Origin of the sequence: Ahrensia marina (assembly GCF_042140245.1) — a bacterium.
GTDB lineage: Bacteria > Pseudomonadota > Alphaproteobacteria > Rhizobiales > MH13 > MH13.
Genome location: NZ_CP159483.1, coordinates 1,196,523 through 1,222,500, shown reverse-complemented (window position 1 = coordinate 1,222,500; position 25,978 = coordinate 1,196,523). Strand labels below are relative to the sequence as shown.

25 protein-coding genes (1 of these 25 running past the window's edge) are annotated in these 25,978 nt (G+C 57.2%); 6 read left to right on the top strand and 19 right to left on the bottom strand.

Translation table 11 applies throughout. From position 1 onward, the window contains the following. A protein-coding gene (locus tag ABWH92_RS06015; RefSeq protein WP_375573068.1) for an OmpA family protein crosses the window boundary here: on the top strand, positions 1-1,484 show its 3' portion. The gene continues 313 nt to the left of window position 1, outside the view; the window shows 1,484 of its 1,797 coding nt (coding positions 314-1,797); its start codon lies beyond the left edge, outside the window; its stop codon occupies positions 1,482-1,484. A gap of 79 nt (positions 1,485-1,563) precedes the next feature. On the opposite strand, the gene ABWH92_RS06010 is transcribed toward ABWH92_RS06015, so the two are convergent. Continuing rightward, complete coding sequence (locus ABWH92_RS06010; protein WP_375573067.1) at positions 1,564-2,490, bottom strand: helix-turn-helix domain-containing protein; 927 nt, start codon at positions 2,488-2,490, stop codon at positions 1,564-1,566. Between the two features lie 177 nt (positions 2,491-2,667). Here ABWH92_RS06010 and ABWH92_RS06005 point away from each other — a divergent pair, with 177 nt between their 5' ends. The 3 genes from ABWH92_RS06005 (at position 2,668) to ABWH92_RS05995 (ending at position 3,715) form a co-directional block, all read left to right on the top strand. Continuing rightward, positions 2,668-2,958 carry a putative quinol monooxygenase gene (locus ABWH92_RS06005; protein ID WP_375573065.1) on the top strand — a complete coding sequence of 97 codons (291 nt, stop codon included), beginning with the start codon at positions 2,668-2,670 and terminating at the stop codon, positions 2,956-2,958. A gap of 122 nt (positions 2,959-3,080) precedes the next feature. Beyond that, positions 3,081-3,251, top strand: coding sequence for a hypothetical protein (locus ABWH92_RS06000; RefSeq protein WP_375573063.1), 171 nt, complete (start codon positions 3,081-3,083; stop codon positions 3,249-3,251). Between the two features lie 173 nt (positions 3,252-3,424). Continuing rightward, the gene (locus ABWH92_RS05995) at positions 3,425-3,715 is read left to right on the top strand and encodes a YggT family protein (RefSeq protein ID WP_375573062.1); all 291 of its coding nucleotides are present in this window, start codon (positions 3,425-3,427) and stop codon (positions 3,713-3,715) included. A 9-nt stretch (positions 3,716-3,724) separates the two neighbouring features. Here ABWH92_RS05995 and ABWH92_RS05990 read toward each other — a convergent pair whose 3' ends face one another. From ABWH92_RS05990 to ABWH92_RS05930, 13 genes are all read right to left on the bottom strand, one after another. Then, positions 3,725-4,018 (bottom strand): hypothetical protein, encoded by a 294-nt coding sequence (locus ABWH92_RS05990; protein ID WP_375573060.1) that lies wholly within the window; start codon positions 4,016-4,018, stop codon positions 3,725-3,727. A 151-nt stretch (positions 4,019-4,169) separates the two neighbouring features. Beyond that, complete coding sequence (ppa, locus tag ABWH92_RS05985; RefSeq protein WP_375573058.1) at positions 4,170-4,703, bottom strand: inorganic diphosphatase; 534 nt, start codon at positions 4,701-4,703, stop codon at positions 4,170-4,172. A gap of 132 nt (positions 4,704-4,835) precedes the next feature. Then, positions 4,836-5,378 (bottom strand): GNAT family N-acetyltransferase, encoded by a 543-nt coding sequence (locus tag ABWH92_RS05980; protein ID WP_375573056.1) that lies wholly within the window; start codon positions 5,376-5,378, stop codon positions 4,836-4,838. Between the two features lie 69 nt (positions 5,379-5,447). Then, a complete protein-coding gene (gene typA / locus ABWH92_RS05975) occupies positions 5,448-7,280 on the bottom strand; it encodes a translational GTPase TypA (protein ID WP_375573054.1) in 1,833 nt (610 codons plus the stop codon). A 230-nt stretch (positions 7,281-7,510) separates the two neighbouring features. Then, complete coding sequence (locus ABWH92_RS05970) at positions 7,511-7,789, bottom strand: hypothetical protein (RefSeq protein WP_375573053.1); 279 nt, start codon at positions 7,787-7,789, stop codon at positions 7,511-7,513. 312 nt (positions 7,790-8,101) lie between these two features. Then, entirely contained in the window at positions 8,102-9,505 is a 1,404-nt protein-coding gene (locus ABWH92_RS05965) for a DUF3179 domain-containing protein (protein WP_375573051.1), read from the bottom strand. A 118-nt stretch (positions 9,506-9,623) separates the two neighbouring features. Continuing rightward, positions 9,624-11,348: a cation:proton antiporter gene (locus tag ABWH92_RS05960; RefSeq protein ID WP_375573049.1), complete on the bottom strand. Its 1,725-nt coding sequence runs from the start codon at positions 11,346-11,348 to the stop codon at positions 9,624-9,626. A 506-nt stretch (positions 11,349-11,854) separates the two neighbouring features. Further along, complete coding sequence (locus ABWH92_RS05955) at positions 11,855-12,616, bottom strand: hypothetical protein (protein ID WP_375573047.1); 762 nt, start codon at positions 12,614-12,616, stop codon at positions 11,855-11,857. Between the two features lie 58 nt (positions 12,617-12,674). Further along, the gene (gene clpB, locus ABWH92_RS05950) at positions 12,675-15,320 is read right to left on the bottom strand and encodes an ATP-dependent chaperone ClpB (protein WP_375573045.1); all 2,646 of its coding nucleotides are present in this window, start codon (positions 15,318-15,320) and stop codon (positions 12,675-12,677) included. A gap of 163 nt (positions 15,321-15,483) precedes the next feature. Beyond that, the gene (locus ABWH92_RS05945; protein WP_375573044.1) at positions 15,484-15,909 is read right to left on the bottom strand and encodes a GNAT family N-acetyltransferase; all 426 of its coding nucleotides are present in this window, start codon (positions 15,907-15,909) and stop codon (positions 15,484-15,486) included. A gap of 47 nt (positions 15,910-15,956) precedes the next feature. After that, a complete protein-coding gene (locus ABWH92_RS05940; protein WP_375573042.1) occupies positions 15,957-16,412 on the bottom strand; it encodes a hypothetical protein in 456 nt (151 codons plus the stop codon). A gap of 5 nt (positions 16,413-16,417) precedes the next feature. Then, on the bottom strand, positions 16,418-16,834 hold the full coding sequence (locus tag ABWH92_RS05935) for a DUF6855 family protein (RefSeq protein ID WP_375573040.1): 417 nt from the start codon (positions 16,832-16,834) through the stop codon (positions 16,418-16,420). After that, positions 16,831-17,271: an SRPBCC family protein gene (locus ABWH92_RS05930; protein ID WP_375573039.1), complete on the bottom strand. Its 441-nt coding sequence runs from the start codon at positions 17,269-17,271 to the stop codon at positions 16,831-16,833. Before ABWH92_RS05930 ends, ABWH92_RS05935 begins: the two co-directional genes overlap by 4 nt. Before the next feature lie 101 nt (positions 17,272-17,372). On the opposite strand from ABWH92_RS05930, the gene ABWH92_RS05925 reads away from it, so the two are divergent. Continuing rightward, positions 17,373-17,990, top strand: a complete 618-nt coding sequence (locus ABWH92_RS05925; RefSeq protein ID WP_375573037.1) for a helix-turn-helix transcriptional regulator — start codon at positions 17,373-17,375, stop codon at positions 17,988-17,990. Positions 17,991-18,055: 65 nt separating this feature from the next. After that, positions 18,056-18,835, top strand: a complete 780-nt coding sequence (locus ABWH92_RS05920; RefSeq protein ID WP_375573035.1) for an MOSC domain-containing protein — start codon at positions 18,056-18,058, stop codon at positions 18,833-18,835. Positions 18,836-18,846: 11 nt separating this feature from the next. Here ABWH92_RS05920 and ABWH92_RS05915 read toward each other — a convergent pair whose 3' ends face one another. The 5 genes from ABWH92_RS05915 to ABWH92_RS05895 form a co-directional block, all read right to left on the bottom strand. Beyond that, positions 18,847-19,707: a DUF4167 domain-containing protein gene (locus ABWH92_RS05915; protein ID WP_375573033.1), complete on the bottom strand. Its 861-nt coding sequence runs from the start codon at positions 19,705-19,707 to the stop codon at positions 18,847-18,849. A gap of 448 nt (positions 19,708-20,155) precedes the next feature. Beyond that, the gene (prmC, locus tag ABWH92_RS05910) at positions 20,156-21,001 is read right to left on the bottom strand and encodes a peptide chain release factor N(5)-glutamine methyltransferase (RefSeq protein ID WP_375573031.1); all 846 of its coding nucleotides are present in this window, start codon (positions 20,999-21,001) and stop codon (positions 20,156-20,158) included. Then, positions 20,998-22,071: a peptide chain release factor 1 gene (gene prfA, locus ABWH92_RS05905; RefSeq protein WP_375573029.1), complete on the bottom strand. Its 1,074-nt coding sequence runs from the start codon at positions 22,069-22,071 to the stop codon at positions 20,998-21,000. The genes prmC and prfA overlap by 4 nt, the downstream gene beginning before the upstream one ends. Positions 22,072-22,153: 82 nt before the next feature. Beyond that, positions 22,154-24,418, bottom strand: a complete 2,265-nt coding sequence (gene ptsP, locus ABWH92_RS05900) for a phosphoenolpyruvate--protein phosphotransferase (protein ID WP_375574200.1) — start codon at positions 24,416-24,418, stop codon at positions 22,154-22,156. A 97-nt stretch (positions 24,419-24,515) separates the two neighbouring features. Continuing rightward, positions 24,516-25,781: an aspartate kinase gene (locus tag ABWH92_RS05895; protein WP_375573027.1), complete on the bottom strand. Its 1,266-nt coding sequence runs from the start codon at positions 25,779-25,781 to the stop codon at positions 24,516-24,518. Between the last annotated feature and the right edge of the window lie 197 nt (positions 25,782-25,978).

Below are 25,978 nucleotides of genomic sequence, written 5' to 3'. Positions count from 1 at the left end.
CTGCTGACGACACACCGGCTGAAGAAGCGCCCCCACCGGACAATCAAGCCAGCGACAACCAACCCGCACCAATTGAGCAGGAACCGGCTGAGGCACAGGCCGAAGCGGAAACCTCCGAACCTAGATCAGACGTTCCCAACGCAGAAGTTGAGGTTGAGGTTGAGGTTGAGGCGGATCCGGTTGAAACAACCGAAACCCAAGATGCTGAGCAGGCTCAACCGACCGCAGAAGCTGAAACTACTGAGCCAGCGTCCGTCGATGAGACGCCAACAGAAAGCCTCGCAGCCGAGGAGCCGGCTCCAAGCGATGAGCCAGCACAGAGCGAAACGTCGACGACGGAAGGGACTACCGAAGAGGCATCTCAAGAAACGCCCTCAGAAGTCCCGGCGGAGGATCCGATCCCTGAAGACGCCGCTACAGAGACCCCCGAAGTCCAACCCTCAGATACACTGGCGGAAACAATACCAACGCCAGTTGAAGATCCCGAAGCAGCAACAACCGTTATCCCGGACGAGACAACAGAGGATCAGGCGGCAGCGATTCGCGCGCAAGAAGAACAACGTCGCGAAGAGGCTCGCGAGCGGCGGAACGAATTGCTTGGCGCGGCTGCCGTTGGCGCTATTGTCGGCGCAATCATCCCCGCTCTCGGTGGACGCGTGGTGGAAGACCAAGGTGATCGATTAATTGTCGAGCAGGATGGGCAATTTTTCGTGCGCCGTGACGAAAGCAGTCTGCTGCGTGACGGTGATGCAGAGGTGCGTGTTGAACGCTTGAACAGCGGGCTCACGCAAGAGACGATCACGCGCGACAATGGCGTGCAGGTGATCACGATCCGTGACGAGGGCGGGTTTGTTCTCTATCGCTCGCGAATCCGTCGCGATGGACGCGAAGTGGTGCTCATCGACAACCGCGGCTTCGACGACCCCGGTGAGATCTTCATCGGCGACCTGCCGCCGCTGCAACTGCAAATCCCGCGGGAGCGTTACATCGTCCCGGCTCGACGCGCAGACTACGAGGTCATTTTCGACACGTTCGCTGCACCACCAGTGGTGGAAATGGAAGAAACCTTCACACTCCGCCAAGTACGCGAGAATGAGCGGGTACGCGATCTGGTCCGCCGTGTTGACCTCGACTCCATCACCTTTGAAACCGGACAAGCAACGGTAAGGCAAAGCCAAGTGCCACTGTTGGAAGATATCGCGCGTGCGGCCCTCGCCTTGGTTGATCGCGATCCGACCACTCTTCTTCTGGTCGAAGGCCATACCGATGCGGTGGGATCGGATATCTCCAATCTTGCACTGTCGGACCGACGTGCGGAAACCGTCGCTCGCATTCTGGTCGCCTACTATGACGTTCCACCGGAGAATCTCATCGTTCAAGGCTATGGGGAGAGCTTCCTCAAAGTGCAAACTCAAGCCGCCGAGGAGCAGAACCGGAGGGTGACAATCCGCAACATCACACCACTGTTGAGTTCAGCAAAGTAGCCAACACCACCGGCATCACCAGATGCTCCACCCCAGCACCATAGCGCTGGGGTGGAGCATTGAAAGCAATACGCCAAAGCTATCTAGCGTTTGCCGCAACCGCATCGTTCGAAACCATCGCTCGGCGACGAAACTGCACCGGCGTTTCGCCAAAGTGACGGCGGAATTGCTCGATGAAATGCGAGGTGCTTTCGTACCGAACAGCAAACCCAATGTCCGTGACACTGTCATTGGTCAACACCAGCAACTCACGTGCTTGATCCATCCTTTTCTGAAGCATCCATTTGCCAGGAGACGTTCCAAAGGTGCGATGAAAGTCACGGTTGAACGATGCCGGCGAACGGCCTGCCAATGTGGCCAACTCAGCAACTGTTAGATCCTGATCACCATACCGCTGCATAATGTGATGGAGATTCCGAGATGGCATGACGCTGCGCCCGTGCTGCAAGATGGCAAGCAAACGCTGTCTACCATGCAGCTTGCTCAGCAAGTGCAGCAGCTCGACCAGCTTGGTTCGAACAAGATGATCGTCGACCGCCAAATTCTCGTACACCGCCACCACGCCCTCCATGAAGGCAGTGAGGCGTGGGTTCACGTCGATCCGAACAGGGTCGGCTTCGGCTGTAGAAAACTCTTCCGATTCAACGTGCCGCAAAAAGGCCTCCACTGAATCATCTGAGAAAAAGATCAGTATCGCTTCCAACGGACCTGAGTTGGACACAAAATCTGATTGCAGCTTCCAGCCCGCAGGCAATGCAATGAGCGAGCCTGCATCCAGAACAATGCGCCCTTGCTCCCAGAGAAAGGTCTCTGTGCCTTTCACCAAGTAGCCAATGCACGGCATGGACGAGATGAAATCGATCCGTCGTAGATCCTCTTGCAGCGTTTTGTGAATGATCGCGCCGTGGCGACCTTTGAGGATTTCGCGAGTGAACGCGTAGGCCTGCAAATCGTCCGGCAGCACCATCGTGCCAATCTTGGCTTGATCAGCCTGCACTGTGCTCATGTGCTTTGCTTCATCGTCTTCCTATTCACCCGGTAGGCTCATGCCTCACCTGCCTTCGATGCGGCAATATGGCCAATAGGGGTGATTGGATACGCGCACTGCTGATTGGATGCGATTAGCAAGCCGCCTGCGTCGCGCTCACACTGTCATCGTTCTGAAAACAGAAAGGATGAACAGATGAGTGTTTGGGTGAGCCTGGATATGACCGTTGCCGAAGGTGGATATGAGGCGCTGGAACCGTTCTTAGAAGCGAAGCTGCCAGCCGTGCGCGGCTTTGACGGCGCACTTTCCGTTACGGTGCATTACGAGCGGCAAACGCAGAAGCTCTTGATTTTGGAAGAGTGGAAGTCGCGCGACCATCACGCTGCGTACATCGATTCCATCATGAAAAACGGTGTGATGAGCGAATTGGTTGCGTTCATGACTGGCCCGCCAAACGTGGCCTACCTACAGCGCATGCCTATCTAGAACTGTGCTTTGTTGAGCTGCTGACATAAACTGTCGCGCGCTGATCATGAATCATCTCTATCACCGATCAGCGTCTGCCAAGCCACCAGTTTGTTTGGCAAGTGAAACAAAAGGAACATCCTATGAAACTTAGTGCTCCCACGATGATCGTTTTTCTTATCTCGCTGGTCATCGCTGCGCTCGGCGTCTTGGCAGCGCTTGGTATTTTTTCCGTCATTCCGGCCCCTTCGGTCTGGATCATGACGGCAGCCTACGCGGTGCTGCTGGCCGGCGTCCTGCTCAAAGGGGTCTAATCTGTTTGTTATGAAAACACGCCATCGCGCCTGATCCATTGGCGCGGTGGCAAAGGAGCTCCCTTAAGGGTTTCGTGGCCGCTCACTTGTCAGCGCGCATTGCACTGTCTACATGAGCCAGACGTCGAGCCACGCATCCCGTGGCCCTTAAAAAACGCTAAGTGGAGCCAAACATGCGAGCCGTTCTTGATGTCATCATGTTGGCACTCAATCTCTACTGGTGGGTCATCATCATTTCAGCGATCTTGAGCTGGCTGGTGGCGTTCAATGTGGTCAACCCACGCAACCAGGTGGTGGGCACGATTGGTCAGGTGGTGCACAATCTCACCGAACCGGCCCTGCGCCCAATACGTAGGTTCCTGCCCAATATGGGCGGCATCGATCTCTCACCAATCGTTCTGCTGTTTGGCATTTTTTTCTTGCAACAGCTCATTGTGCGCTACGCCTACCCCAACGTTTTCTAGAGCAAGCGTCTAGAACACCGCGCTCCATGGGTGCGTGGTTGGCCGTTCAGCAGGATTGTCGCGAAGAAAATGATGCAGCACGTGTAGCAATTGGCGCTCGTGTTCCACATCACCGCTGCGCTGCGCGATGCGGATGTCGTCAATGATCATGTCGCGCACATGCGACAATCCCTTGTGATCTGAGGACAGATATGCGCCCAGGCTCGCCGCGACGCTGGGCGGGATATGCTCATGTTCGGCGATGGCGAGAATCTCTTCCTCGCTCAGGCCACTCATTCCCACCATGTCTTCCAAGCTTATCATGGTCACCTCCCGATACGACCACCATGATCAAGCTTGTCACAAATCTGTCACAAACGGGTTGCGCCGCATCAATGCGGGAGCCAGAAGCCCTAAACGAAAAAGGGCGCTCACCGAGCACCCTTTGGAAATTGCGTCACGTTGGCGGCTGACACTATTTGGCAGCTTTCGCGCGCTCAATGGCTTCACGCACCATATCCTTGGCCTCGTCCACGCCCGCCCAACGCTCGATCTTCACCCACTTGTTCGGCTCCAGATCCTTATAGTGCGAGAAGAAATGCTCAATCTGGCTGGTGAGGATTGTCGGCAGATCGGTGTAGTTCTGAACACCATCATAGCGACTGGTAAGCTTCTCGGTGGGTACGGCCACAAGCTTCTCATCACCACCACCATCATCTTCCATCACCAGTGCACCAACCACACGGCAGTTCATCACCGCGCCAGGAACAATCGGACGGGTGTTGCACACAACCACATCAATCGGGTCGCCATCGGCTGACAGCGTGTGCGGCACAAACCCATAATTCCCAGGGTAGCGCATGGGGGTGTAAAGAAACCGGTCCACGAACAAAGCGCCGGAGTCTTTCTCGATCTCATACTTGATCGGTTCACCGCCAATGGGCACTTCAATGATCACGTTCACATCATGCGGCGGGTTCTTCCCAATGGGGATGGCTTCAATGCGCATTCGGTTTTCAAGGCTCCGATCAGGGGGGTTGAATTTGGGCGGACAATATCAGTGCCTGCACGCAAATGCCTTAAGAAAGAGGGCTAACGTCCAAAGGTCGCAACTGCGTGACAAAGCCCGCAGGTGGCGTAGCTACTTCGCACCCCAAACAAAAGCGAGCTTTCGGCACTGTTCGTTCTGGTTGGGACTGCGTTTTGTTTGACCGTCACCAAAACGTTCAACACCGTGCGCCACAGGCTCGCCACCCATGGACCGGTAGAACCCAGTGGCCTGATCATTGTCTTCCAACGCCCAGACAACGAAGTGGCCAAGACCAGCGCTTTTCAGGCGCTCGCGCACGGCCTTGAACAAGCGCGAGCCAAACCCGAGGCCCTGATAGGCCGGATCAATGTAGAGCTCATAGATCTCGCCGCGCACACGAAGCGTGTTGGAGCGATTGGAACCCAGCGTCGCATAACCAGCGATTTTGCCATGCACTTCCAGCACCAAAACACCGCGCTGATGGCCAATCAAACGTGCCCACCAAAATGGGCCACGCCGTTCCACCATACGCTCCAACGCGACACCTGGAATGATGCCGCGATAGGCGCCACGCCAAGCACGATCATGCACATCGGCAACGGCACGTGCATCGCTTTGCTCGGCAGGCCTGATCGTGATCTGGTCAAGGCTCATAAGACAAGAGCCTAGGATCAAAACACCAAAACGCAAAGCGCTTTGTGCGAAACCAGCAAACGTTGAGATCTAGGCTGCCGCTTTGGCCTTCGCAGCCCTTTTTCTCTCATGAGGATCAAGGTGGCGCTTGCGCAAACGAACGGCGCTTGGCGTCACCTCCACCAGTTCATCATCACTGATGTAAGCCAGCGCTTTTTCCAGTGTCATGGCAATCGGCGTTGTGAGTCGCACCGCTTCATCTTTGCCCGAAGCACGCATGTTGGTGAGCTGCTTGCCCTTCAACACGTTCACTTCCAAATCGTTGCCACGGGTGTGCTCGCCAATGATCATGCCTTCATAGACCGGCGTACCTGGCTCGATCATCATGGGCCCCCGATCTTCCAGATTCCAAAGAGCATAAGCCACAGCATCACCCTGACTCATGGAGATCAGCACACCGGTATGGCGGTCTTTAATCGCACCCTTGTGAGGAGCGTACTCAAGAAACGCGCGGTTCATGATACCGGTGCCACGCGTGTCGGTCAGAAACTCACCGTGATAGCCAATCAGTCCACGCGTCGGCACATGCAGCACCAAGCGCTGCTTGCCACCACCGGATGGGGTCATCTCGATAAGGTCGCCACGACGCTCGGCGATCTTCTGCACCACGGTGCCAGAAAACTCTTCGTCCACATCGACGGTCACTTCTTCGATTGGTTCGAGAAGTGTGCCGCTTTCATCTTTTTGGAAGACCACTTGCGGGCGTGAAACGCCAAGCTCAAAGCCTTCACGGCGCATGGTCTCGATAAGAACGGCCAATTGAAGCTCGCCGCGACCCGAAACGATAAAGGCCTCTTTGTTTTCGCCCTCTTCGATATGCAGGGCAACATTGCCTTCCGCTTCGGCCATCAGTCGCGCGCGGATAACGCGGCTTTGCAGCTTATCACCGTCACGACCAGCCAGCGGACTGTCATTCACCATGAAGGTCATCGACAGCGTTGGTGGATCAATTGGCTGAGCCTCAATGGGCTCCTTGACCTGCGGATCGCAAATGGTGTCAGCGACGGTTGCCTCAGCAAGGCCAGCCAACGCGACGATGTCACCAGCATGAGCTTCGTCGACGGGCACCATTTCAAGACCCTTGAAAGTCATGACCTTCGAGGCGCGGCCAACTTCAATCTGCTCACCATCACGGCGCAGCGCTTTGATTGGCATATTGGCCTTCAATGTGCCTGACGCGATGCGCCCGGTGAGGATCCGACCCAAATAGGGGTTGGCAGACAGCGTCGTCGCAAGCAGGCGGAACGGACCTTCTTCCGTCACGGGCGCTGGCACATGATCCATCACCAGCTCAAAGAGCGGTGTCATGTTTTCTTGCGGGCCTTCCGCTTCACGCGCCATCCAACCCTGCTTGGCTGAACCGTACAGCACTGGGAAATCGAGTTGCTCATCGGTGGCATCAAGTGCCGCAAACAGATCAAACACTTCATCAAGCACCGCATCGGGACGGCTCTCGGGCTTGTCGATCTTGTTGATGGCAACGATTGGCTTCAGGCCGAGTTTTAAAGCTTTGGACAGCACGAACTTGGTCTGCGGCATGGGGCCTTCGGCGGCATCCACCAGCAGGATCACCCCATCGACCATATGAAGGATGCGCTCAACCTCTCCACCGAAATCAGCATGGCCAGGCGTATCAACAATGTTGATGCGATTGTCGTTCCAAGTAAGCGACGTGACCTTCGCAAGGATGGTGATCCCGCGCTCGCGTTCCAGATCGTTGGAATCCATCGCCCGCTCAGCAACGGCCTCGTTCTCACGGAACAGGCCGGACTCGCGCAGCAGCACGTCGATAAGGGTGGTCTTGCCGTGATCAACGTGGGCGATGATGGCAATGTTACGCAGTGCGTCAGACGCCTGAGCCATGACAGTTTCACTTTTCAAAATCTCGGAGGGTTGCGCTCCTTTACGTCGATTGGTGCAAAAAGGCTAGCGCATAACGACAGCTCGCAAAAACACCCCAGATGGCGGGGCGGCCATCCAGGGTGTAGCCCCCGCAGCTTTTGAAAGCTCATGGGGCTCGGGGGGATAGTAAGTCTGGAAACTGGGGCAGCGGGCAGCTGGCCCGGCCAGAAGGCCGGACCAGCCAAGAGGCCCTACTGCATCATGGCAGCCATGGCTTCATACTCTTCTTGAGTCAGCACCGTGTCGCCGTTCACATCTGCTGATGCGAAGGTTTCTGCAGTGGCATCAGGCATAGCCATGAGGAACTCATCCTCACTGATCACGCCGTCGACATTTTGGTCGACCTCGGAAAAGTCGGGGGCGTCCTGCGCCTGTGCCATGTAAGGTGCCATGGCCACGCCTATCGTAAGCCCGCCTGTAAGCAGAGCCATTTTCCAGGTGCGTAGGAAGCCGTGTGAACGTTTGATCATCGTGTGTCTCCTTTAGGTAAGACGCGGATGCTCGCGGATTTTTGGGAGGAATGGGCACCGGGCAGTGCCTTTGGTTGTGAGGGTGCGCAAACCACCAATCTGACAAGGCCCGGTGCCCGTGCCCGCTGCGGCTATCCGCTGCCACCGCGCCGAGCACGGACAACAGACTGGCGCTCGAATGTGGCTCCAAATGATCGCTTTTGCGGCGGGCTTGCGGCGAACCGGTCACGCCATGTTGCTCACTGTAAGTTACAGCCCAAAGGGCGGTTGATTGGACCAATCAGAGTGGCCAGTCTCAGCTGCCGAACAGGCTCACATCACCAACCGTGTTTCGGGAAAGGCCGCGTGCCAGCCGAACCAGAATGCGCGGTGCGCGGGCAGTCTTTGCAGCGTGCGGCTATCCTCCGCCGTCAGCGCATCCTCGCTAAGCGTCCAAGCCACACCATCCACATCAACAATCGACGCATCGCCATCATAGTGAGCGAAGACAACCTCCTGCGGATCGTAGACCCGGTTCGCACCACTGCTGTCGGTGAAGACGACAATCTGCTGAAAGCCAACCTCAGCGGTGTAGATTGGGTTCTCGCTAAGAAACGCAGTGTCCACCGCCAACTGGTCATCCGGTGCGCCAGGAAACCGAAGGCCCAGAACCTCTTGCTTGTTTAACAGATCATCATTGTTGAAGGGCGTGTTGAACATCAATTCATCGGTGGCAAAGTAGCGATTGTAGGCGACGCCCTCACCATAGTCGCGCGTATGGCCGGTGTTGAGAGAAAGCACCTGCGTATCGGGATGGCGGCGCTTCCACTCACCCCATGTCGTGGTCACCACAGGCTCCCACTCCATACGGATGCCCTGATCGACCAGTGGGCCAACGACCGGCTCACCACGCATGGTGCTCCAAAGACTTTGGGTTGCTTGATCGTACATCAGCTTGTTGGAGCGGTAGAGAAAGCCCGAAGTGCCCATCACATGATTGGTGCCATCGACCGTGGTTCGGTAGGGAATGACAGTGCCGCACAACGTGCAATAGACGCCAGCAATCTCAACACCACCAATCGTGTCGACGAACATTTCGTGCCAGGCGAGAACGCGCTGCGGATAGGCGCGCGCATCACCGTTGATTTCAAGACCAAAGACAATGTTGCTATCGTCCAGATAGTCAGCCTCTTCAGCGGTGAGCATGTCCGGGTTGCGCAACGGCGGAATGCCGTCCTGCACCACACCACCCCAGCGAATTTCATCAAGGCGAATACGGGCACTGTCGCTCCGCCCAGAGAAGTAGGTCTCAAACCGCGGATCGACCAATCGATAAATCAGCGCTTTGAAATCGGCATAGTCTGCGGTGATTGCCTCAGGCCGGTTCCAAAGCCACTGGAACCAAGCTTGGGAATCGGTGCCCAGCGATTGGCCACTCATACGCTCTAGAAACTCGAAGGTGGCAAGACGGGCCACCCAGTTGCTTGTGAAGGCCGTGGTTTCGATCAGCGGCGCGTAGTAGCCATCGCTCCAATTCTCTTCCAGTGTCTGGAAAACCTGCTCAAGGCGCTGAGGATTGCGCACGCGATACAAAGCGAGCAGCGATGTGAGCGGAAGCTCCGCCTCAACAAGCGTGGGGCCGGAGCTTGCGTTTTGCGCTGGAACCAGCGTCACCGGCGCCGCTGCCATCACGGTGGCCAACGCGGCAGACACCGCCAGTTTGCCAATCAACCTCATCTCGCACTCCTTGCTCTGCCAGGCAAAAGCTAGGAGCGCGGTGTTCACACGGTCAAATGGCGTTGGTTCACATTCTGGTTAGCTGAGACACCCAAATTCGGTGAAAACTGGTGTAACTTTAAGGGATCAGCTCCCGCTGCTGCATAGGGTCATCGGCAGTATCCGACGACGGTGTATCACCACCCAAAATCATACTGGCTGCCGCAGATGCCGCATCACGGTAGGGCATGAGCACAAGATCCGCACGCAGCGCCTGAAGCGCCTCATTGTCCTGATCATGATGGGCGGCGACCGCAACGCGACCTTTGTACCCAAGATCGCGAGCCGTGCGCAGAAGCGTTCGCCTGGGGTCGTAATGCGTCAATCCTGTTGCATGCTCAGGTACCGCCAGCACCAGCCAGTCTGCGCTCTCAACAGACAGATGAGACAGAAACTCTGGATCGGACGCATCTCCAAACACGGCTTCCAACCCACGCGCCTTGGCGAAGCGCACGGCCTCTGGGCTGAAGTCAACGCCAAGAACCGTTTTGCCGTCCTTCTCAAGCGCCCGCGCAATCGCAAGACCGTACCGGCCGAGCCCAAACAGGATCACATCGTGGCGTTGAACGTGCTTGGTGCCGGCATCAAGATCAGTTTTGGTACGTTTGCGTTCAAAGATGCCAATAAACGGTTCCAGCCGGTCGTACAGCTCATGCGAATAGGTGATCATGTAGGTTGAGGCGGCAATCGTGATGAGCCCGACAAGGGTCACCAGGCCCAGCGCATCATCGGCAACGTGCCCAATGGCAACCCCCATAGCCATGAAAATGAGCGAGAACTCGCTGATCTGCGCAACCGTCAGTCCGGCAAGCAGGCCGGTGCGTTTCTTGTAGCCCATGGCGCTCATGATGATCAGCACAATCAGCGGATTTCCAATCAGCACGAACAGCGAGAGCACAATCGCTGGGCCAACGCTTGCCCCGAGAACAGTGAGATCGAGAGACGCCCCCAATGCAATGAAGAAGAAGAGAAGCAGGAAATCGCGTAGCGAGGCCAGACGGGCCGCAATGGCCTCACGAAACGGCGTCGAGGCAAGCGACACACCGGCCAGAAGACCGCCCAGCTCTTTGCCAAACCCCAGATAGTGGCCGACCGCTGCCAGCAGAGCCGCCCAACCGATGGCAAAAGAGACCAGAAGCTCCGGAGCGCGGGAAAGCTGCTCCACCAGCGGGTTGGCGACATAGCGGATGAACACCACCACCGCGCCCAACATGGCAAGGCCATAACCCAGCACAGCAAGAACGTCGGTGAGCGCGCCGCTCTCGCCAGCCGCATTGCTCACACCGATGGCCGACAGCGCGATCATGGCGATGACCACGACAACGTCCTGAACAATCAGGAACCCCAGCGCGATCCGCCCATGCAGAGCATCGATCTCGCGCTTGTCGGAAAGCAGTTTGACGATGATGATGGTGGAGGAAAACGTCAGTGCAATCGCGACGTAAAAGGCCGTCAGCGCATCAAGCCCCAGCGCCAGTGCGATCAGGAACCCAAAAACGGTGGTGAAAACCACCTGTCCGAGGCCCGTGACCAACGCAACGGGGCCGAGGGTACGCACAAGATTGAAGTCGAGTTTGAGGCCGACCAGGAACAAGAGCACGGCGATGCCAAGTTCGGCCAGCAGATCGATTTGCTCATCGGACCGGGCGATATCCAGGAAGGACGGGCCAGCAAGAATGCCAACGGCAATGAAGCTGACGATCAAAGGTTGGCGTAGCATCAAACCGATGAAACCGACACTAGCCGCCAAGACCAGAAGCGCCGCGATTTCATAAAAAAGATAGCCTTCGATCGCTGCCGTCATGGCGCAGGTGTGGCGCTGGCGGTCTCTCCGCTGGCTCTGAAAAACTTTGCAAATGTGTCGTTGGTTCGGGGGGTACCGCAGGGCATGACGTCATCCAAACAAGCTGATTGATCAGACAAATCTAATGTCATGAGAGCGATAACGAAGCGCCCCGACTGTTTGAAGTCGTATTAACCCGCTCAGTAGAGTTCAGAGCATCTAAAAATGCCGCCGCCCCACCTCGTCATGGCCGGGCTTGACCCGGCCATCCATCCCTAAAAGCCCAGGATCATGCAAGCGGTCAGCATTAAGGCCGGATCCTCAGGTCAAGCCCGAGGATGACGGCCGGCAGATGAGTCAGATCGTTTGGTTCAACTAGCAAGCGAACCATGATCTGCGCACCGCGCAGAGGGATGTCGGATGGGAGATGATGGAGAAGCGGATCAAGGCGATGAAAGAGGTGGCTTAACTCGACCCGAAATCAAACAGCTATGTAATGCAAAACTAAAACAAGCGACTCTGTGCCCCTAGCTCCAAGGTATTTTTGAAATGAGATCGGACAAGCTATCGACCGCATGATCAGCTGCTTGTCCTAGGGCTGCTTCCGTTTTTTTCTTCGCAACCTTTGATGCGACCTCACCAAGGCTGCTCCGCGCCTTCTTCAAAAGAGACTTCTCCACCATAGGTGCTTTTAGAAGCGCGAGAGCAGTCTCTAGTATTGCGATGAGCTGTGCTCGCTCGACTTGGGTTAGAGCTAAGTCTGACTGAGGAAGGTTGGAGTTACGGGCCAATAGAATTGCACTGTCGATCATGACCGCGACCTGAGCAATCAACTGCTGGGCATCCGATGATTGGGGTAAGGGCGCCCAAACTGCTTCCGCAGAATCAGTCACTGTATGTGTCCCGGCGAGTTCCGGCTTTTCGGGCACTAACTGCTGTGCAGCTTCTTGCTCGTTAGGAGTCTGTCTCGGCTGGATGGAACTCTCAATCGATCGAAGATACGAAATCAGACGCGAGGCAAGCAATTTTGCAGTGTTCGGGTAAACTGGTCGGACAGACCTCGAAAAGCTGTTGATTACATCAGCTGGTATTTTGAGGTCCTGAGCGAGCTCAGATCCATAAGCCGACCAGGGCCCGAATACCTTTAGGACAGCGTCCGATATATTCGGAACTTCCGAAGGATGCACTTCATCGAATTCGCCGCGCTCTTCACTATTCAAGAGCTGAAGGTCAGCCTCAAGGCCATCCAAGAGCCGGTAAAGCTCCTCAATGTCGATTTCCTCAAACAAGATGGCTCCCGATATCGCCGAAATCTAATAGTGCTTTATCTAAGCGCTCGCTGGCGGCCTAAGCCGCCAGCTCTCCGCTATCATTCCCTGTGCCGGTGGTACCCCCGTCGCGGGTCCGGACCTCAAAGATGAGACGGTCGGCGCCGTTCTCGAACTTACCGGCAGACACTTTCACCAAGTCGCCATCCTTCACCGACCCTTCCAGGATTTTTTCGGCAAGCGGATCCTGAAGGTCGCGCTGGATGACCCTTTTCAAGGGCCTTGCGCCATAGGCCGGGTCATAACCCTTATCGGCCAGCCATTCGCGGGCCGTGTCGGCGAGATCAACAACGATCTTGCGATCCTCCAGCAGGGCGTGCAGGCGGCCCATCTGGATATCGACGATGGCACCCATCTCGGTGCGTTTGAGACGCTCAAAGAGTACGATCTCATCCAAGCGGTTCAGGAATTCAGGCCGGAAGTGCCCACGCACCATCTCCATCACATTGTCGCGCACACCCGACATGTCCTCGTCATCCTTGGCGGCAACCAGATACTCCGCTCCAAGGTTGGAGGTCATGATGATGAGCGTGTTCTTGAAGTCGACCGTGCGGCCCTGACCGTCGGTCAGACGGCCATCATCAAGCACCTGCAACAGCACGTTGAAGACGTCTGGATGGGCCTTTTCCACCTCATCAAACAGCAGCACCTGATACGGCCTGCGGCGCACCGCTTCAGTCAGCGCACCACCCTCATCATAGCCAACATAGCCCGGAGGCGCGCCGATAAGGCGGGCGACCGCGTGCTTCTCCATGAACTCCGACATATCAAGCCGCACCATCGCCTGCTCATCATCGAAGAGGAACGAGGCCAAAGCCTTGGTCAGCTCGGTTTTACCGACGCCCGTCGGCCCTAGGAACAGGAACGAGCCGAGAGGCCGGTTCGGGTCCTGCAAGCCAGCACGCGAGCGGCGCACGGCGGTGGAAACAGCGTGCACGGCTTCGGCCTGACCAACCACGCGGTGGGCCAGCTCATCTTCCATCCGCAGCAGTTTTTCCCGCTCGCCTTCCAGCATCTTGTCGACAGGCACGCCGGTCCAGCGCGAGACCACATGGGCGATCATGTCCGGCGTTACCGCCTCTTCGACCATATCATCACGCTCTCCGGCCTCTTCAGCTTCAGCAAGCTTCTTTTCAAGGTCGGGGATCGCGCCATAGGCAAGCTCTCCGGCCTTCGCCAGATCGCCCTGCCGCTGCGCCTGCTCAAGCTGGGTGCGCGCCTCGTCGAGCTGCTCTTTCAGTGTGTTGGCGTCAGCCAGCTTGTCCTTCTCCGCCTGCCAGCGGGCCGTCAGCTCGGCGGACTTTTGCTCAAGCTCGGAGAGTTCAGCCTCCAGCTTATCCAGACGATCTTTCGAGGCTGAATCCGTCTCCTTCTTCAGCGCCTCACGCTCGATCTTCAGCTGAATGACCCGGCGATCCAGCTCGTCCAACTCCTCGGGCTTGCTGTCCACCTGCATGCGCAGACGTGACGACGCCTCGTCCATTAAGTCGATGGCTTTGTCCGGCAAGAAGCGGTCGGTGATGTAGCGGTTGGAGAGCGAGGCAGCCGAGACCAGCGCCGCATCGAGGATGCGCACGCCATGGTGCAGCTCATACTTTTCCTTCAGGCCGCGCAGGATGGAAACCGTATCTTCCACCGTCGGCTCAGATACCATGACGGGCTGGAATCGGCGGGCAAGCGCGGCGTCTTTCTCCACATGCTTGCGATACTCGTCCAGCGTCGTCGCACCAACACAGTGCAGCTCGCCGCGCGCCAAGGCAGGCTTCAGCAAGTTGGAGGCGTCCATAGCGCCATCCGCCTTACCGGCTCCGACCAACGTGTGCATCTCATCGATGAAGAGGATGATGCCACCGGCAGCAGCTTCCACCTCGGAAAGCACAGCCTTCAAGCGTTCTTCGAACTCACCACGGAATTTCGCACCTGCGATCAGAGCGCCCATGTCCAGCGCCATCAACTGCTTGTCGCGCAAGCTTTCAGGCACATCGCCATTCACAATGCGCAGGGCAAGGCCCTCGGCGATCGCGGTTTTACCGACGCCCGGCTCACCGATCAGCACAGGATTGTTTTTCGTGCGGCGCGAGAGCACCTGGATCGCCCGACGGATTTCCTCATCGCGCCCGATCACCGGGTCCAGCTTGCCTTCGCGAGCCGCTTCGGTGAGGTCGCGGGCGTACTTCTTCAACGCATCATAGCCCTCTTCAGCCGACGCCGAATCCGCGGTTCGGCCCTGCCGCACGCCCTCAATAGCCGCGTTCAGGCTTTGCGGCGTCACGCCACCGGCCTTCAACGCCTTGCCAGCATCGCTCTTAGCGTCCAGCGCCAAGGCAAGCAGCAAACGTTCCACGGTCACATAGCTGTCGCCAGCTTTCTTGGCGGCCTCGTCAGCGGTGGTGAACACCCGTGCCATCGCCGGGTCCATGTAAAGCTGACCGCCCCCGCCTTCGACAGCGGGCTGCTTGGCCAGGCTTTGCTCAACCTGCGTTTTCACGACATCAGGCTTACCACCAGCGGCCTCAATCAGGCGCGCGGCAAAGCCTTCGCTGTCGTCAATTAGAGCTTTCAGGAGATGGTCGGGAAGCAGGCGTTGATGGCCCTTGGCCAGCGCGCTGGTCTGGGCAGCCTGCAAAAAACCGCGTGCCCGTTCGGTGTAGTTCTCAAGATTCATCAATCATCCTCCATGCACCCACCGACACCTCTTCAGGTCGTCGGAAAGGTCTCACACAAGGCCGAGACCCAAAAGGCATCTCGGTCAATCATGGCCGAACCCGCTTAAGCGGCGTTCCGCGCTGAAACCGATATGGGAATTGCAAGGGGAGGTTTGAAGGGGATCAGCTGAGCGAACCGGAATAAACGTCCGCCGCTTCCCGGGTGAACCCCAGTGAGGCATAAAACCCTCGAGCTTCAGCATTGCCGACATCCGTCGCCAGCCACACCTGTTCGCAGCCACCATCACGGCCCCAAGCCATGGCCGCTTCAAACAGACCGCGCGCCACGCCCTGCCGTTTGAACGGCGGTGCAACACCAAGATTGTCGATGTAAAGTTGCGGTGGTCGATCAGCCTGAAACTGGATCACCGCCAGCAGTTGGCCAACCACAACGCCACCACCAACGGCGACGAAAAGCGCATGCCCTGGCATCAGCGCCAGTTTTTCCAGATGCGGCGCCGTTGGAATGGCATCAAACACATCCTCAGCCACCGGCGGAAAGGCCGCTGCAAACTCTGGGGTGAGCCGTTCAATCGAGGTTCCAATCATGGAGCTTATGTAACGCCCAATGAGATGAAATGCGAGAACGGGTTGGCCTAGGAGCCGTTTTTGGAAAGGGCCCTTGCTCGCGCCCGCATGGCCGCCGAAGGATCGTTGAGCGCAACCTCAATCAATGGAGCAGCTTCCTCCGGGGCCACATGTGCTAGCGCATCTAGCGCCCAGACCCGTACCAATGCTCGTTTGTGGGAGAGGTATGGACGGATGGCATTGGCAGACGCGTAAGGAGCGTGTTGCACCATCTGCAACAGATGCAAAATCGCATCGGGTTCGGTTAGGCGAGGTAATGCCTCAAACACTTCGCGACCAGTGGCCTCTCCTAAGAGCCCCTCTTCCAAACGCGCTTTCAGCACCCAGCTGGCAGCGATCTCGTGCGGACCAGGAAGTTCAGTCAAAAGAACCGCACTGGGCACATCTGACTTCACAAGCGCTCTCAGCCCGCCAACTCGCTTGCCATCAAAGGCGTGAAGCGCAGTAAGAGCCTCGCCCGCCATCTTGCCTACCTCGCCCGGGCTCGGATGCGATTACCCCGCGGCTTGTGCTCCAACTCAGCAAGCCCCAGCAATTCAAGCACTGGCGACACATAGTTGGCAAAACGTCCGCGATACCCTTTGCGCAGTCCATAATACCCGCGCACTGGATTGCTTTCGTCACGGGCCCAAGCCTCGAGCGACCCTTCTTTCACCGGCTTGCCCTCATCGGCATTACCAAGATCCACCCAGTCACCGCGCTCCGCGAGCATTTCAGTGACATCCTCAAGCGCACGCAGTTGATAGGAGAGCTGTGTCGTACCAACCTGGACCACCAAAGCGGGGGGATCAGTGGCTTCGTCGCGCCATGCTTCATACTCGGAAGAGCCAGGCGGAGTCTTCAACTTCCATGGATCATCAGCTGTGCCTGCACCATAAGTGATCATGCGGCCTCTCCCTGTTGTCGGGCTTCTGACACCCGTTTCAAAGTGTCCGCAAACTGATCGAAGCTCGGCTGAAGGTTAGGCATAGTTTTCCCAATCAACCCAGCCAGCGGTCCGACGAAAGCTTCCTCCACGGAGAAACAAGTGCTGTTTCCATCGTGTTTCAGAGCAAAGGTGCGCGTTCCCGTAAAGAGGCCGAAAGGCATGCCACCCGTCCATATCATCCGTTGGTTTGGCTCGAAGGCTGACACTTTTAGCTTGAAGGCCTGTTTGGGCGCGACAGCAGCGCGCAGCACCAACTTACCGCCTTGTCTGAGATCCCCGTCCAACTCCATGATGCCGAAGTCTTCTGTTAGCAGAGCGTCTTTATCAGTGAGCACCGCCCAAATGGTGGATGGCGATGCGGCAATGGTGCGCTGTGCACCGTAAAACAATCCCATGCGTGTTCCTTCACTTGGCAGAAATCATTGAGGTGACACAGCCTCTAGCGCCCTTAATATGACGTCTTCTGTCATGTTTGCCCGAAGCCTGGGAGCCGGTCATGCGCGCATCGCGCCTTTTGCGCATTCTTCTCATCCTGCAGAACCGTGGTCGTCAGACCAGCCAGCAACTGGCCGACGAGTTGGAATGCGCCCCGCGCACTATTTTGCGTGATGTCGACGCCATGAGTGAGGCTGGCCTGCCCATTATCGTCTTTCAAGGTCAGGGCGGTGGCATTGAGCTGGGTTTTAACTACCGCACCCGTCTGACCGGTCTTACGACGGAGGAAGCCGAAGCGATGGCCTTACAATTGATGGCACCTTCACCAGCCATCAACACATTGGGGCTGTGTGGAACTTATGAGACAGCGCGTGCCAAATTCTTGGAGAGCCTACCGGACAGAACGCGCGTGGTCTGCGAGACGACAATGGAGCGCTTTGGCATCAGCAGTGGCTTGGCCCATGAGCCAGACCCCTACGTCATGGCACTGGCAGAAGCAGTGCGCGAGAAGCGTATCGTGACACTACACGCCCGCTCCAAAAAACCGCGCAAAGTACATCCAGCCGCGCTGACGCTATCGGAAAAGGGGTGGCAACTTACTGACGCATTGGCGCCAGATACGCCGATCCCACAGAACGGCTGGGGCGATCTCAACATCTCCGCAAGACAGTTTGAATGAGCCTACGTTGAGTTTGGCGCGCAGACAGCGTTTAGGGGGAAGATGAACGTAAAAGGATCGATTCGATGACAAACACAGCCACCATCACTCATCTCTGGCGCTGGCCGGTCAAAGGTCTGGGCGGAGAAGACCTCAATGAGGTGGCTGTTAAGGCAGGCGAACTTTTCCCTTTTGACCGCGCCTTCGCTCTTGAGAACGGTCCTTCTGACTTCGACCCTGCCAACCCCCAACATGTGGCCAAACGGCAGTTTGTTTGCATGGTTCACCAACCTACAACCGGACGGCTTTCAGCGACCTACAATGAAACAACAGCACAGCTGTGCATCACAACGCTTGATGGGCGCACACTGACGGTAGACCCAGGCGATCCCAAAACGCTGGAAGACCTAGCGACCGAGTTGGTAGATGAAGGAAAAACAGGCCCTATTCGAGGTGCTTTGCGCCTGTGCAAGGCCAATGACACAACAAGCGGTCACGGCTTCACCGATGTTCCGGGCCGCTGGATTTCGTTGCAAAACCAAGCCTCCATCGATTGGTTGGCACAGACAGTCGGCGCCAAACTCGATCCTCGGCGCCTACGCGCCAACGTGCTTGTCGATGGATGGGATGCTTTTGAAGAAGAAGATCTGATCGGCAAAACCATCGCGCTCGGCAGCGCGGAAATTCTTGTTGAAGTTCCAATCAATCGCTGCCGCGCGATTGATGTGAACCCCAACACGGCCGCCCAAGATCAGGAATTGGTGCGCGCTTTACAAGGTGGACGTGGGAAGCCAAGCCTCGGCATCTATGCCACCATCAAAAAAGCCGGGCGCATGGCGCCCGGCGATAAAGCTGTCGTTCTCTAGAAAGAGCGGACTTATGTGTCGTCAGATGCAGCTTGCTGCACCGGCGGCACGTCATCACCCAATGTAACCGGCTTGGGTGCTTCCGGCGCCGGTTTGGCGTCATCATCAGAATGCCCGCTGGCCTGCTGATCTTCTCCCTCAAAGCGATCAGCAACATCCACGCGCGCTTTACGCTGGCGTGGCGCGCGACGCGGTCGATCATCAGCGCTTGGTTCACCAGCATCAGCACCATTGGGCTCAGCCGCCACCGGCGCCTTATCGTCGTCGGTTGCCTTGTCGGCAGATGCTTCAGCATTTGGGCGATCTTCGCTCTGCGAAGCCTCAACCCGAGCATCACCACCGCGATTGTCATCACCACGAGATTCCTCGCCACGTGACTCCTCTCCGCGCGATTCATCGCCACGACCGCGGCGTTGACGGCCGCGATTGCGGCGAGAGCGGCGTTCGCCATCACCATCATCATCGTCACGACCACGGCGATTGTCATCGCGGTTCTGGCCGGAGCCATTGGCATTGGCATCAGGTTGCGGCGCGTCCGGATCAGAAGGATCAAACCCTTCGCGCCCATTGCTCTCTTCAGTATCGATTGGATCGTCGGCGCGTTTCACGTTCACCGGCTGGTTCATCTGCTGCTGGGCAGCAGCCACGATGCGATAAAAATGCTCCGCGTGCTGGAAGTACGCTTCCGACAACACCGTGTCCCCAGACGACTGCGCGTCACGGGCAAGGTTGATGTATTTGTCAGCAATATGTTGAGCGGTGCCGCGAATTTTTACGTCAGGCCCATTTGATTCATAGCTGCGCGACAGCGGGCTTGGCCCCTTACGTCCGCCGCGACCGCGACCACGCTTGTTCGATTGACCAGGTCTCATTGCCAATGTCTTGTTCTCTTTTTCTCTAAAAAATCCAAAAAGGTTGGCGACATCCCGCCTTCAGCGCCAAGCGCTCCTACAAGCTGATGTTCAAACCCTGCAAAGCTCCACGCTCCGCATCCAACGGCGATCCACGGCCAAGGCCGGACCAATCCAGTGTTCCTACTTGCGCACCATGTTGCATCAAGCATGCGATCCTGATCGCGAGCGATCCAGACCAAACCTGTTCAACTGTGAGGTTCGCTTGCTGCTCCCTACCTGGCCCACTTGCCATCTGTTCAGTGGGTCTTGGCTATGTTTCCAGGTGCCCTGCAGCACCAATAGCCCTAGCTGCTTCGCCACGCTTTTCCAAGCTTTTTTTGTCCAAACATGATCACGCGACCCTTCATAGCCTGCCAATCGAAGCGTTTTTGCGTTGTGCCTCGACATAGGTTTGGCGCAAACGGCTTCAGCGTTGAAAAGCAACAACGCGATCTCGGCCAGAAAGATCTTGGGCAGTTGAAAGATGACTAAGCCCGGCAGCTTCTCCCAACCCACTAACATCCTCCGCCTGATTATGACCGATCTCGAGAAGGGCATGCCCACCGGACTTCAGCTTGGTGGCAATCTGGGGCAACAACGCGCGGTACGCATCCAAGCCGTCCTCTCCCGCCACCAAGGCCAGCGCTGGGTCGTGCTCGCGCACTTCCATTGAAAGAGAGGCCATGTCGCCTGATCGAATATAGGGTGGATTGGAAACAACCATATCCAGCGGCCCATCCACCGCGTCCAACCAATTGCTTTGGAAAAATGTAAGCCTATCATCAAGACCGAGGCCAATTGCGTTGGCCTGGGCTTGGGTCACGGCGTCTGACGCAACATCGATGCCGGTTCCCGTGATGTGGGGGCGCTCACGAGCAAGCGCAAGCAGAACGATACCTGAACCAGTTCCAACATCCACCACGTTGGCAGCGCTATCGGCAGGCAACAACGCCAACGCTGCTTCCACCAACGTGCCGGTGTCGTCGCGCGGAACCAAGGTTGCATCGTTGAGACCAACCTCAAAGTCCCAAAACGCAGCATGACCCAACAATCGCGCCAAGGGCTCGCCAGTCTCACGTCGTGCCAACAGTCCCATAAGAACTTCGTGGTCACTTTGGGGAACAGTGTGGTCGCCAACAACGATCTGCGCCGCGGTTGAATGCCCGGTGACATGCTCCACCAACAGGCGCGCTTCCCGCAAGCCGTTGGCATCAGGGCGAGCATCAATACGCGTCGCAAGATCGCGTACGAGCGCATTGAAGGTTGGGCTCAATTGGCTTCGCTCTCGGCGAGCAGTTCCATCTGATGCGCAGCAATCAGCGGCTCAATCACACTGTCCAGCGCATCGCCAGAGATCACCTGATCCAGCGAATAGAGCGTCAGGCCAATCCGGTGGTCGGTAACACGGCCCTGTGGAAAATTGTACGTACGGATGCGTTCTGAGCGATCACCAGACCCCACCTGTCCTTTACGGGCATCAGCACGTTCATCGGCTGCCTTCTGCCGCTCCATATCGTAAAGCCGGGCTTTGAGCACTTCCATGGCACGAGCGCGGTTTTGATGCTGTGACTTCTCGCTTTGAAGAACAACAATGCCTGTTGGCAGGTGCGTGATGCGCACGGCTGAGTCGGTCGTGTTGACGTGCTGACCACCAGCCCCAGAAGCGCGCATGGTGTCGATACGGATATCCTCGTTGCGCACCTCAATATCGATGTCTTTGGCTTCTGGAAGCACCGCAACGGTGGCCGCAGAGGTGTGAATACGCCCGCCAGATTCTGTCTCCGGCACGCGCTGCACGCGGTGCACACCAGACTCAAACTTCAGCAATCCGTAGGCACCTTGGCCCTTCACCTCGGCAACAATCTCCTTAAAGCCGCCCACTTCACCTTCTGACTGCGAAAGCACCTCAACCTTGAAACCTTTGGTCTGAGCATAGCGCTGATACATCCGAAAAAGACTACCGGCGAACAGCGCTGCCTCGTCCCCGCCGGTGCCGGCACGCACTTCCAAGATCACACCGCCCGCATCGGCTTTGTCCTTGGGCAGCAAGGCAACTTGAAGGTCGGCCTGGAGGCTCTCAAACTGCTTTTCTAGTGTTTCAACCTCGTCTTGCGTGAGGGCTTTCATTTCCTCATCAAGATCCGGGTCGGCCAGCATCTCACGCGCTTCTTCCAGCTCATCGCGCGTTTTTTGCAGCAACTTGGCCTGCTCGGCGACCGGCTCGAGCTCAGCATAGTCACGCGAGAGCTGGACGAATTCGTCAGACTCAGCGCCCGATGCCATTTTGGCTGCAATGCCTTCAAAGCGCGCAATAAGCGCATCAATTTTTTGGTCTGAGATCATAAAAGCGTTTCAACAAAAGCTTGTCCCGGACTTGAACCGGGGTGGGAGCCGACTTTGCGTCCGAGAACGCGACCGGCGATCGTTAGAGGCTTATGCCATGTTCATCTGCATAGGCAACCAACGCCTCACGCACCGAAACAGTGGCCAGCGGGTCAGAGAGCATTGCGTCCATCGCCTCGGTAAGCGGCTCCATACGCACATCGATCACCATCGCCTTCACCGGACCAACAGAGGCCGGTGACATGGAGAGGCGGCGGAACCCAAGGCCAAGAAGCGCCAGCGCCTCAACGGGACGGCCCGCCATCTCACCGCACACCGTAACAGGGCAACGATTGCGTTCACTGGCATCGGCAATGGCTTTCAAGGGCCGAAGGAAGCTCGGGGACAAAATATCAAAACGCCCTGATAAGCGCGTGTTGCCGCGGTCAGTGGCGGTCATGAACTGGAACAAATCGTTCGAACCAACCGACACAAAATCGCAGCGGTTCATCACTGCATCCAATTGGTAGAGCAAGGATGGCACTTCGATCATCGAACCGATTTTCAGATCAGTCGGGGTCTTGTAGCCATGCTTGACCAGATGAGAGATTTCACGGCGCACAATCGCCTTGGCTGAATCCAGCTCGGCAACATCCGTGACCATGGGAAACATCAGCCGCAAACTGCGGCCAGCCGCCGCCATCAGCAGCGCTCGGATTTGTAAGCGCATCAAGCCCGGACGATCCAACCCAAGCCGCACCGCGCGCCAACCCAAAGCTGGGTTCTCCTCGGCGAAGGTGCGCATGTAGGGCAAAACCTTGTCACCACCAATGTCGAGCGTACGGAACGTGACGGGGCGCTCGCCAGCCGCATCAAGCACCCGAGCATACAGCGTTTCCTGCTCCTTGGTGCGCGGCAGTGAACGCGCCACCATAAATTGAAGCTCCGTGCGGAACAAACCAATGCCATCGGCGCCTGTTTCTTCAAGGCTCGGCAGGTCGATCAACAGACCGGCATTGTGCTGCAACATGATCGGCACGCCGCACGCAGTGACAGACGCTCGGTCTTTTAGCGCGCGATATTGCGCTTGGCGCCGGGCGCGGAATTTGACCTTCTCCACATAGGCCCGCTCTACATCGACGGGTGGACGCACATGAACCGCACCGTCTTCGCCATCCAGGATGATCGGGTCGCCATCTTCAACCAGCGCAACAACACCAGTTACGCGTCCAACGACCGGCACACCCATGGCGCGGGCGACAACAGCAACATGGCTGGTCGGACCGCCTTCCTCGAGCACCAGACCGCGGATTTTCGAGCGGTCATAGTCAAGCAGTTCAGCAGCGCCCATCATGCGCGCGACAATCACTGCATCATCAGGCATCTGATCTTGATGACGCCCATTCTCGCCTGAAAGCTCGCGGAACAAGCGGTAAGCCAGATCATCAAAATCGTTCAAGCGCTCACGGATCAATGGATCCTTCTGGCGCATCAGTTTGGCGCGCGTGTCCGACTGCACACGCTCCACGGCTGCCTCGGCGGTAAGACCAGACTGGATTGCTTCGCGCATCCGTCGCGCCCAGCCCCGATCATAGGCAAACATGCGGTAAGCTTCGAGGATATCGCGGTGCTCGCCGTGATGGGCAACGTCACCGGACTCCACAATGCTATCGATGGAGAGGCGCAGTCGCGCAACCGCCTGATCCAGCCGATCGATCTCTTCATCGATGTTTTCAGCGATCATGTCGGTGACGATGAGGCGTGGCTCGTGCAGCACCACGTGACCAAGACCCACACCATCGGCAATGCCAGACCCTTCAAGGTGCAGCTGACGTGCCGCTTCAAGATCAAGCCCCGAGCGCGAAACCCCTTGCAGTTCACCAGCGGCCATCATCTCAGCGATGACCATAGCCACGGTCTGCAGCGCTTCCACTTCCTCTTCGGAGTAACTGCGACGCGCCTGGTTCTGCACCGTCAGAACGCCCAGCACACGACCAACGCGCATGACCGGAACACCCAGGAAAGAGTGATAGTCTTCCTCTCCCGTCTCAGGCAGATAAGCAAAGCTTGGATGCTTTTGCGCATCAGCAAGGTTCAGCGGCTCAGAGCTTGCCGCAATAACACCAACCAGACCTTCGCCAATCTTTAGACCAGTCTGGTGCACCGCTTCCTTGTTGAGGCCTTCAGTGGACGAAAGCTCCAACACACCATCGGCGCGCAGCAGATACACCGAGCACACCTCAGCCACCATGTTGGCTGCGATGAGCACTGTAATCTTATCCAGCCGCTCCTGCCCGCTGATGCGCTCGGCCATGACCTCGCGCAAACGCCGCAGCAGGACACGCGGCCCCGCTAGCGAACTGCGCATGGGCATGGTGACCTCGCCTGTCAGATGGTTTGTGGTGCAAACCCTTGCAAAGGAAGTTTACGCCGCCGCACCGTTGCGGCAACCGGTTTTTGTCCGTTTATGCCGCGTCGAGACCATATAGCGAATGCAGCGTGCGCACGGCAAGCTCAGTATAAGCCGCATCGATGAGCACCGAAATCTTGATTTCGGAGGTCGTGATGGCGCGTATATTGATGTTTTTCTCCGACAACGCCTTAAACGCGTCGGCAGCAACACCGGCATGACTGCGCATGCCAATGCCAATAACTGAAACTTTCACAACGTCTTTCGAACCGTTAAGCGCGTCGAACTCAATACCACTTTCAGGGTGCTCCAAAATGCCAACGGCTCGGTCGTAGTCGCCTTCAGGCAGTGTGAAAGTGATGTCGGTTGTCGCGCCATCAGCGGAAATGATCTGCACGATCATGTCCACATTGATGCCTGCCTCGGCCAGGGGACCAAAAACGCTCGCAGCAACACCTGGGCGATCTTTCACCCGGCGCAAGGAAATCTGAGCCTCATCGCGCGAAAAGGCGATACCGGTGACGACCTGCTCTTCCATTATCTCTTCCTCATCGCAAATCAGCGTGCCGACCGGTGTATCGGTCGCAAGTTCGGGCGCTTCAGGATCATCAAAAGATGAGCGCACAAACACCCGCACCCCGTGAACCATGGCAAGCTCCACCGAACGTACCTGCAAGACTTTGGCGCCCAGCGATGCCATCTCCAGCATCTCTTCAAAGGCAATTTTGTCCATGCGTGTCGCCTTGGAGGCGACACGTGGATCGGTTGTGTAAACACCATCAACATCGGTGTAGATATCGCAGCGGTCTGCTCCGACTGCGGCGGCAATCGCCACCGCAGAGGTATCAGATCCTCCACGGCCCAACGTCGCGATGCGGCCATCCGGCGATATACCTTGGAAGCCTGCAATCACTGCCACTTGGGGTGTGCCGGTTTCACTACCCGACATCCGACCCACAAGCTTTTCAGCATCGATGGATTCGATACGTGCCGAGCCATGGCTGGCATCGGTCTTAAGCGGTATCTGCCACCCCTGCCAGGAGCGTGCGTCCACACCCATGCCCTGAAGAGTGATTGCGAGCAGGCCAGAGGTCACCTGTTCACCAGATGCAACCACCGCATCATACTCACGCGCATCATGCATCGGCGAAGCTTCACGACACCACGCCACAAGCTCATTGGTCTTACCCGACATAGCGGAGACGACGACGGCCACCTCGTGGCCTGCATCCACTTCACGCTTCACATGACGCGCGACTGTGCGGATGCGCTCCAAATCGGCAACCGACGTGCCGCCAAATTTCAGGACCAAACGGGCCATGGCTTTGCGCTGTTCTTATCAAGGGTCGAAGGGTGGGCTGGTGTCAGCCAGTAGACCGGCGCGTGTTAGCGGCAAAGCAGGTGCAAGTCCATGGGCGTTTCTGGGGATCAGTCAACGCGGCCGAGGTAAGCGTTTTACTATTAACTCTCCAATCGCGATGTATTGTTGACGCAACGTTACGTAAAAGCACGCACATC